Source organism: Nocardia aobensis NBRC 100429 (assembly GCF_000308375.1).
GTDB lineage: Bacteria > Actinomycetota > Actinomycetes > Mycobacteriales > Mycobacteriaceae > Nocardia > Nocardia aobensis.
The window spans coordinates 1-7968 of the sequence record NZ_BAFQ01000017.1 but is presented as its reverse complement, the minus strand read 5'-3'; the positions used below and the strand labels follow the sequence as shown (position 1 = coordinate 7968).

The 7968-nt window shown below is 68.8% G+C and carries 9 protein-coding genes; 4 read left to right on the top strand and 5 right to left on the bottom strand.

Annotation, left to right across the window (positions count from 1 at the left end; genetic code table 11):
• From RJ03_RS34760 to RJ03_RS02555, 3 genes are all read right to left on the bottom strand, one after another.
• Nucleotides 1-909 (bottom strand): hypothetical protein (locus RJ03_RS34760; RefSeq protein ID WP_373281665.1); only part of this gene is annotated, 909 nt, incomplete at its 3' end.
• Between the two features lie 328 nt (nt 910-1237).
• The gene (locus RJ03_RS02560) at nt 1238-2155 is read right to left on the bottom strand and encodes an SDR family oxidoreductase (RefSeq protein ID WP_036497635.1); all 918 of its coding nucleotides are present in this window, start codon (nt 2153-2155) and stop codon (nt 1238-1240) included.
• Nucleotides 2156-2224: 69 nt separating this feature from the next.
• Nucleotides 2225-3019, bottom strand: coding sequence for an SDR family oxidoreductase (locus RJ03_RS02555; protein ID WP_371507432.1), 795 nt, complete (start codon nt 3017-3019; stop codon nt 2225-2227).
• A gap of 50 nt (nt 3020-3069) precedes the next feature.
• On the opposite strand from RJ03_RS02555, the gene RJ03_RS02550 reads away from it, so the two are divergent.
• The 4 genes from RJ03_RS02550 to RJ03_RS02535 all read left to right on the top strand — a co-directional run bounded on the left by RJ03_RS02550 (nt 3070) and on the right by RJ03_RS02535 (nt 6637).
• The gene (locus RJ03_RS02550; protein ID WP_036497634.1) at nt 3070-3834 is read left to right on the top strand and encodes an enoyl-CoA hydratase family protein; all 765 of its coding nucleotides are present in this window, start codon (nt 3070-3072) and stop codon (nt 3832-3834) included.
• A 75-nt stretch (nt 3835-3909) separates the two neighbouring features.
• Nucleotides 3910-4794, top strand: a complete 885-nt coding sequence (locus RJ03_RS02545; RefSeq protein WP_036497632.1) for a CoA transferase subunit A — start codon at nt 3910-3912, stop codon at nt 4792-4794.
• Nucleotides 4791-5549 (top strand): CoA-transferase subunit beta, encoded by a 759-nt coding sequence (locus RJ03_RS02540; RefSeq protein WP_036497631.1) that lies wholly within the window; start codon nt 4791-4793, stop codon nt 5547-5549. The genes RJ03_RS02545 and RJ03_RS02540 overlap by 4 nt, the downstream gene beginning before the upstream one ends.
• Nucleotides 5546-6637 carry an NAD(P)H-dependent flavin oxidoreductase gene (locus tag RJ03_RS02535; RefSeq protein ID WP_036497630.1) on the top strand — a complete coding sequence of 364 codons (1092 nt, stop codon included), beginning with the start codon at nt 5546-5548 and terminating at the stop codon, nt 6635-6637. The genes RJ03_RS02540 and RJ03_RS02535 overlap by 4 nt, the downstream gene beginning before the upstream one ends.
• A gap of 73 nt (nt 6638-6710) precedes the next feature.
• On the opposite strand, the gene RJ03_RS02530 is transcribed toward RJ03_RS02535, so the two are convergent.
• Nucleotides 6711-7349: a carboxymuconolactone decarboxylase family protein gene (locus RJ03_RS02530; RefSeq protein ID WP_036497629.1), complete on the bottom strand. Its 639-nt coding sequence runs from the start codon at nt 7347-7349 to the stop codon at nt 6711-6713.
• Between the two features lie 43 nt (nt 7350-7392).
• Entirely contained in the window at nt 7393-7959 is a 567-nt protein-coding gene (locus RJ03_RS02525) for a VOC family protein (RefSeq protein WP_036497627.1), read from the bottom strand.
• Between the last annotated feature and the right edge of the window lie 9 nt (nt 7960-7968).

Sequence of the window (7968 nt, the reverse complement as noted above, 5' to 3'; positions counted from 1 at the left end):
CGGTGCGGCCGGGGCCGCCGGCGGCGGAACCGGTTGCAGCAGAAGCAGAAGCAGCAGCGGCGACATCGCGGCCGCGGAGCCGACCGCGGCGGATCCGGTGACCGCGGACCCGGTGCCGAGCAGAGCGGCCAAGGCGGAACCCGTCGCGACGGAACCCGTACCGGCCAGCCCGGCCAGCGCGGAACCCGTTGCCGCCGAACCCGTTCCGAGAATCCCGGCGAGCAGCGAGCCGACGCCCGCCGCCGCGGAACCGGTGGTGGCCAGCGCCGATCCGGTAGCGGCGGAACCCGTTGCGGCGGCAGCGGATCCGGTGCCCGCAGCCGCGGAACCGGCCCCGGCCAACGCCGACCCGGTCGCCGCTCCAACCGAACCCGTTGCGGCGGAACCGGTCCCGCCGAGCGCGGAGCCGGTCAGTGCCGAGCCGGACGCCGCCGAACCGGCGGCCGCCGATCCCACCGCCGCCGAACCGGACCCGAGAATGCTCGCCAATCCGGCAAATCCCTCGCCGACGACCGGCGTCGGCGTGATCGGCGGCCCGGCCGGTCCGGACACCTGCGCCGGCGCCTGCGTCGAGGAGCTGGTGGAAGAGCGGGTAGCACGTCCGGGGATGGCCAGGTCGCCGTCGTACCGGTCGTCGTCGGTCGGAGATCCCGCTGCCCCCGGTTCCGGCGCGGTTGGTCCCTGTTGCGCCGCGACACCTGGACCTGTCGGTCGCGAAACCGCGATGACCTGCTGCGGGGAAACCGCGGGGTTCTGCTGACGGGATTGCGTGCCCGGCAGGGGGGCGCCGACGGGTCCGGACGGCGCGGGGCCGGCTGGTTGTGCGTTGGCCACCAGGGGGCCGAGGACCCCGCAACTGCCGATCAATCCGGCCACCGCGACAACGCGCGCGATGCGACCCATGGTCATGCGCTTGCCTTCCCTCAACTTCTCAGCGCAGATTTCTCCCCGGTCGCTACAACCTCTCCGGGACCGAACGAATGCGGCCCATCTTAACTGCCGGCAGTTTGCTCGCGCAGCGAGATCATGTGAGCCCGATCACCCCGGGGGCCACGGGGATTGAAACCGGACGCCGCGGTGACCGCGCCCACGTACTGCCGGAGAGCCGAAAACCCGACGTCATCCCTACTGGCACAGGGGTATTGGATACAGCGACGCCGGCGGATCGCGGCCGCGGGAAGGAGGCGGCGGGGCGCGATCTCACCGGCGCGGATCGTTGCTGTGCGGGTTGCGGTGCTCAGGCTCCGTAGACCGGCTCGGGATCGGTTGCCTTGGCGATCAACTCGCGTACCACCGGTCCCAATTCGGACGGCTGCCAGCGCGCTCCGCGGTCCTCGGCGACACCGTGGCGCCAGCCGTCGGCCAACGCCACCTTCCCGCCTTCGACCTCGAACATGCGGCCGGTGACACCCGCCGAATCCGGGCTGCCCAGCCACACCACCAGGGGCGAGACGTTTTCCGGCGCCATCGCGTCGAAACCGTCGTCGGGGCGGGCCATCATGTCGGCGAAGACGGTTTCGGTCATTCGGGTGCGCGCGGAGGGGGCGATGGCGTTGACGGTGACCCCGTAGCGCCCGAATTCCGCTGCGGCGGTGATGGTCAGAGCCGCGATACCGGCCTTGGCCGCCGCGTAGTTGCCCTGGCCGACGCTGCCCTGCAGACCGGCACCGGAGCTGGTGTTGATGATGCGGGCGTCGCGGGCACGACCGGCCTTGGATTCCGCACGCCAGTACTCGATGGCATGCCGCATGGTGGCGAAGTGGCCCTTGAGGTGGACGCGGATCACGGCATCCCACTCGTCCTCGGCCAGGTTGACCAGCATCCGGTCGCGCACGATCCCGGCGTTGTTCACGACCACGTCCAGTCCGCCGAAGGTCTCCACGGCCTGGCCGATCAGCCGCTTCGCACCGGCCCAGTCCGCGACGTCGTCACCGTTGACGACGGCCCGGCCCCCGGCCTGCACGATCTCCTCGACCACCTGGGCGGCAGGCGAATCGACGCTGGGCGCGCCGTCCAGTTCCGCACCCAGATCGTTGACCACCACGTTGGCGCCCGCCGCGGCGAAGGCCAAGGCGTGGGCCCGGCCGATACCGCGGCCGGCGCCGGTGACGATCACGGTGCGTCCTGCACAGATCAGCTCGGAGTTGTCGGTCATATCTGCTGCTCTCATTTCCTCGGTGCGGTAAGGGTTTTCGCTGTGATCGGTGATCGCGCGCGACAACGGCTAACGCGCGGCGGGCTCGGCGTCGTTGACGGTCGCCGCGTCCAGGAATGCGGGACGTTCCCCGCCGCCGTGCACGATGAGCGATCCGCCGTTGACGTAGCCGGCCAGCGGCGAGGACAGGAAGACCGCGACCCGGCCGATGTCCTCGGGGGTCGCCAGCCGGCCCAGTGGCACGGTCGCCTCGACGGCGGCGATCCCGGCGTCGTCGCCGTAGTGCAGATGACTGGATTCGGTGCCGACCATTCCGACGATCACCGAATTGACCCGCACCTTCGGCGCCCACTCGATCGCCAGCGAGGACACCAGACTGTCCAGGCCGGCCTTGGCCGCACCGTAGGCGGCGGTGCCGGGCGAGGGCCGGTGGCCGCTCACACTCGAGACCATCACGATCGAACCGCCCTCGGGCTGCTGCTGCATCACGGCATTGGCCGCCTGCGAAACCAGCAGCGGGGCCAGCAGATTCAGCTCCACGATCTTGGCGTGGAAGTTGCGGGAGGCGGTGGCGGCGGGGGCGAACGGCGCCCCACCGGCATTGTTCACCACATGGTCGATCCGGCCGTGCCGCTGCACGATCGTCTCGATCAGCCCGGTCACCGCCTCGCCGTCGCGCACATCGCACGGCAGAAATTCGGCGGTGCGCCCGGAACTCTCGATCGCCACCTCGCCGGGGCGGCGGGCACACACCACCACCGTCGCGCCGGCGTCCAGATACACCCGGCTGATGCCGGCGCCTACGCCTCTGACCCCGCCCGTCACGAGAACTACCGATCCGGACAGGTCCACTTCGATTGCCACCGTGCTAACCTACCAAGCACTTGCTTGTTTTGCCAACGAATGGACATGCGATGGGGATCAACCGTCACACCGAGACCTCGGGTATCGAGGTCGTCACGATCGACTATCCGCCGGTCAACGCACTGCCCACCGCGGGCTGGTTCGGCGTGGCCGATGCGATTCGCGAGGCCGGGCGCGACCCGGAGACCAAGGTCGTCGTGCTGCGCGCCGAGGGCCGCGGCTTCAATGCCGGGGTCGACATCAAGGAGGTCCAGCGCAACCCGGGCCATCAGACGCTCATCGACGCCAATCACGGCTGTTACGACGCCTTCGGCGCGGTCTACGAGTGCCCGGTGCCGGTGATCGCGGCGGTGAACGGCTTCTGCCTCGGCGGCGGCATCGGCCTGGTGGGCAACGCCGACGTCATCGTCGCCTCCGACGACGCCACCTTCGGGCTGCCCGAGGTCGAGCGCGGCGCCCTGGGCGCGGCCACCCACCTGGCCCGGCTGGTCCCCCAGCACATGATGCGCACGCTGTTCTACACCGCCTCCACCGTGACCGCGCAGCAGCTGCACCACTTCGGCTCGGTGCACAAGGTGGTACCGCGAGCCGAACTCGATTCCGCCGCGATGGAAGTCGCGAAGAACATCGCCACCAAGGACGGACGGGTCATCCGGGCCGCGAAGCGCGCGCTCAACGGTATCGACCTGCAGGACGTGCACCGCAGCTACCGCTTCGAACAGGGCTTCACCTTCGAGCTGAATCTCGCCGGTGTGGCCGATGAGATCCGGGCGCGGTTCGACGAGGATCTGGCTGCCAAGAAGGAGGCACGATGAGCCACAATGCGCAGCCCGCGCATCGGGCCGACCGGGTGCGGGTGTCCCGCAAGACACAGCAGGAGGCGAAATAGCATGCGCGACAAGCGGATGTCGTTGGAGGACGCGGTTTCCCAGCTGCGCAGCGGGATGACCATCGGCCTCGGCGGCTGGGGTTCGCGGCGTAAGCCGATGGCGTTCGTGCGGGCGCTGCTGCGCTCGGACGTCACCGATCTGACCGTCGTGACCTACGGCGGGCCGGATCTGGGCCTGCTGTGTTCGGCGGGCAAGGTGCGCAAGGCCTACTACGGATTCGTCTCCCTCGATTCGGCGCCGTTCTACGATCCCTGGTTCGCCAAGGCCCGCACCGGTGGCGAGCTGATCTCCCGCGAAATGGACGAGGGCATGGTCAAGTCCGGCCTGCAGGCGGCCGCGGCCCGGCTGCCGTTCCTGCCCACCCGCGCCGGACTGGGCTCGGACGTGCTGAATTTCTGGGACGGTGAACTGCGCACGGTGCAGTCCCCGTATCCGGATGCCGACGGCCGCGTCGAGACCCTGGTCGCGATGCCGGCACTCGCCCTGGACGCCGCGTTCGTCCACCTCGACATCGGCGACAAGCACGGCAACGCCGCCTACACCGGCGTCGACCCGTACATGGACGATCTGTACTGCCTGGCCGCCGAGCGGCGGTTCCTGTCGGTGGATCGGCTGGTCGAGACCGAGGAACTGGTGAAGGCCGTTCCGAACCAGGCGATCATCCTCAATCGCATGATGGTCGACGGCGTCGTGGAGGCGCCGGACGGCGCGCATTTCACCTTCTCCGGCAGCTACGGCCGCGACGAGAAGTTCCAGCGCCACTACGTCGAGGCGGCCAAGGATCCCGAGACCTGGGCGGCCTTCAAGGCGCGCTATCTGGACGTCACCGAGGACGAATACCGTTCCGCGGTGGCCGAATTCGCTGCCGAGGAGGAGCGCCGATGAGCGAGACCACAACCGTGACCCGCGCCGAGGTGTGCGCGGTCGCCTGCGCCGAGATCTTCCGGGGTGCGGGCGAGATCATGGCCAGCCCGATGTCGCCGACCCCCACCATCGGGGCGCGGCTGGCGCGGCTGACCTTCGAACCGGATCTGCTGATCTCCGACGGCGAGTCGCTGTTGCTGGCCGATACCCCCGCGCTGGGCGCCAAGGCTCCCACCGAGGGCTGGATTCCGTTCGGCAAGGTGTTCGACGTCGTGGCTTCCGGGCGGCGCCATGTCGTCATGGGCGCCAACCAGATCGACCGCTACGGCAACCAGAATCTGTCCGCCTTCGGCGCGCTGCAGCAGCCGAAGCGGCAGATGTTCGGTGTGCGCGGCGCGCCGGGCAACACCATCAACCACGCGACCAGCTATTTCGTGCCCAAGCACAGCACGCGCGTGTTCTGCGAGACCGTCGACATCGTGTGCGGAATCGGTTACGACAAGATCGATCCGGAGAATCCGGCGTACCGGTTCCACCACCTGCATCGGGTGATCAGCAATCTGGGCGTGTTCGACTTCGGCGGGCCCGGCCACACCCTGCGGGCGCTGTCGCTGCATCCGGGCGTGAGCGCCGACGAGGTCGCCGAGAACACCGCGTTCGAGGTGGCCGGACTGGACAGCGCCGAGGTGACCCGCACGCCCACCGACGAGGAGCTGCGGATCATCCGGACGGTGCTGGATCCCAAGGGAATCCGGGAAAAGGAAGTGGCATCATGAGCCGGCTGCGGACTCCGCTGACCGAACTGGTCGGCATCGAGCATCCGATCGTGCAGACCGGAATGGGCTGGGTGGCCGGGCCGCGCTTGGTGGCGGCGACCTCCCAGGCCGGCGGCCTCGGCATTCTGGCCTCGGCCACGATGACCTACGCCGAACTCGAGGCGGCCATCGCGAAGACCAAGGCGCACACCGACAAGCCGTTCGGTGTGAACATCCGCGCCGACGCCTCCGACGCCGCCGAACGGATCGAACTGCTGATCCGCGAGAAGGTCCGGGTCGCCTCGTTCGCGCTGGCGCCGAAGAAGGAGCTCATCGCGCGGCTCAAGGACGCCGGTGTGGTGGTGGTGCCGTCCATCGGCGCCGCCAAGCATGCGGTGAAGGTGGCCTCGTGGGGCGCCGACGCGGTGATCGTGCAGGGCGGCGAGGGCGGCGGGCACACCGGCCCGGTGGCCACCACGCTGCTGTTGCCCTCGGTACTCGACGCGGTCGACATTCCGGTGGTCGCCGCCGGCGGCTTCTTCGACGGCCGCGGACTGGCGGCCGCCCTGGCCTACGGTGCCGCGGGCGTGGCGATGGGCACCCGCTTCCTGCTCACGCAGGACAGCAGCGTGCCCGACGAGGTGAAACAGGAGTATCTGCGCCGTGGGCTGCAGGACACCGTCGTCTCGCTGAAGGTGGACGGCATGCCGCATCGGGTGCTCAACACCGATCTGGTGGACCGGCTGGAACATTCGGGCAGCTGGCGCGGACTGTCCGCCGCGGTCGCCAATGCCGCGAAGTTCAAATCGATGACCGGTATGAAGTGGTCCACCATGGTCCGCGACGGTCTGGCGATGCGAAAGGCCAAGGACCTCACCTGGTCTCAGGTGATCATGGCCGCCAATACGCCGATGCTGCTCAAGGCCGGTCTGGTCGAGGGCAATACGCAGGCCGGCGTGCTGGCCGCGGGACAGGTCACCGGAATCATCGACGATCTGCCCACCGTGCAAGAGCTCATCGACCGCATCATCGACGATGCGGTCGCGCGGATCGACACGATCGCCGCGCTCAGAGACGGCGCCGCGGCGACCCCCGGCGCGTCCGCGTAACCGAAAAAGGTTCGGTCGCAACGACACAGGCCGCCTCGCCGACAACCGGCGGGGCGGCCTGTGCGGTTTCCGGCTACTCCCCCGACAGATCGGCCGACAGGTCGCGGACCTCCACGCCCTCCGGAATTCGGACCTCCGCAACGGGTTCCGGGCGATCGTCGAATTCCAGCCGCAGGGCGCGGCATATGGTGGCGTGCATGTCGTACAACGCCGTGATGTAGGTCAGTTCCAGGATTTCCGGATCGCTGAGGTTGGCTCGCAGCACCGCGAACACTTCGTCGGGCACCCGGCCACCGTCGTGGACCAGGCAGTCGGTGTAGGCGAGAATCGCGCGTTCGAGTTCGGAGAAACAGTCGCTGACCTGCCAGGACGGGATGGCCGCGATCTTCTCCTCGGGAGCGCCCAGCGAACGCATCTGCTTACAGTGCTGGGAGAACACGAACTGACTGCCGCGCGCGTATCCGGCGCGGCACTGCCCCAGTTCGCGCAGCAGCGGATCCAGGCGTGAGTTGCGGTAGACGGCGAATCCCCGGACCGCGTGCCGGAACACCTCGGGTGACTGCGCGAAGACGGTCCACCAGTCGCCGGGGGTGGCGTGGACGGTGCCGTGGTCGACGGCCGGATCGCGGTCGGGCCCGAACAGCCGGTCGTAGTAGAACAGGATTCGCTCGTCGGTGACTTCGGCGCGCGGAACTTCACGCAGGCGGGGCATGCTTCGAACCTCTCGGTAGGGCGGTTTCGCGACTGGTGGGTGATCAGAGTTCGGCGGCGGCGCGGCGGTCGGCAGCGGTCTTCGGCTCGTGCGATACGTCGGCCTCGGTGAAAGTCCGGGTCCAGCAGGCGAATTCGAGCAGCACCCCGTCCGGGTCCTGGAAGTAGAACGACCGCACGAAGGTTCCGGGGTGCACATCCCGGGAAACTCCCGCGGGGCTGTCGTCGTGATTGAGGACCCGGCTGACCTTGATGCCCTCGGCCTGCACCCGCTGGTAGTAGTCGTCGAATCGTTCCGGCGGCACGGCGAAGGCCACGTGGTTCATCGAGCCCACGCCGCTGACCAACTCCCCATCGTCCGGAAGTCCCTTGGGCGCGGCCAGTCCGGGGGTGGCGTCGGGTGCGTCGGCGAGCCAGAAGAAGGCGATGGTGTTGCCGCCCCCGCAGTCGAAGAAGAAGTGCTGGCCGAGGTTGTGCGGCAGTTCGATGGTCTTGACCAACGGCATGCCCAGCGTGCCGGAGTAGAACTCGATCGTCCGGCGCATATCGGAGCACACGAGGGCCAGATGGTTGATTCCGCGTAGTTCGTATTTCGGGTTGGCGGCGCTCATTGCAGTCCC

Coding starts and splice junctions, on each gene's coding strand:
- RJ03_RS02560 (WP_036497635.1), bottom strand. CDS start 2,155: ATGACCGACAACTCCGAGCTGATCTGTGCAGGACGCACCGTGATCGTC.
- RJ03_RS02550 (WP_036497634.1), top strand. CDS start 3,070: ATGGGGATCAACCGTCACACCGAGACCTCGGGTATCGAGGTCGTCACG.
- RJ03_RS02545 (WP_036497632.1), top strand. CDS start 3,910: ATGCGCGACAAGCGGATGTCGTTGGAGGACGCGGTTTCCCAGCTGCGC.
- RJ03_RS02540 (WP_036497631.1), top strand. CDS start 4,791: ATGAGCGAGACCACAACCGTGACCCGCGCCGAGGTGTGCGCGGTCGCC.
- RJ03_RS02535 (WP_036497630.1), top strand. CDS start 5,546: ATGAGCCGGCTGCGGACTCCGCTGACCGAACTGGTCGGCATCGAGCAT.
- RJ03_RS02530 (WP_036497629.1), bottom strand. CDS start 7,349: ATGCCCCGCCTGCGTGAAGTTCCGCGCGCCGAAGTCACCGACGAGCGA.
- RJ03_RS02525 (WP_036497627.1), bottom strand. CDS start 7,959: ATGAGCGCCGCCAACCCGAAATACGAACTACGCGGAATCAACCATCTG.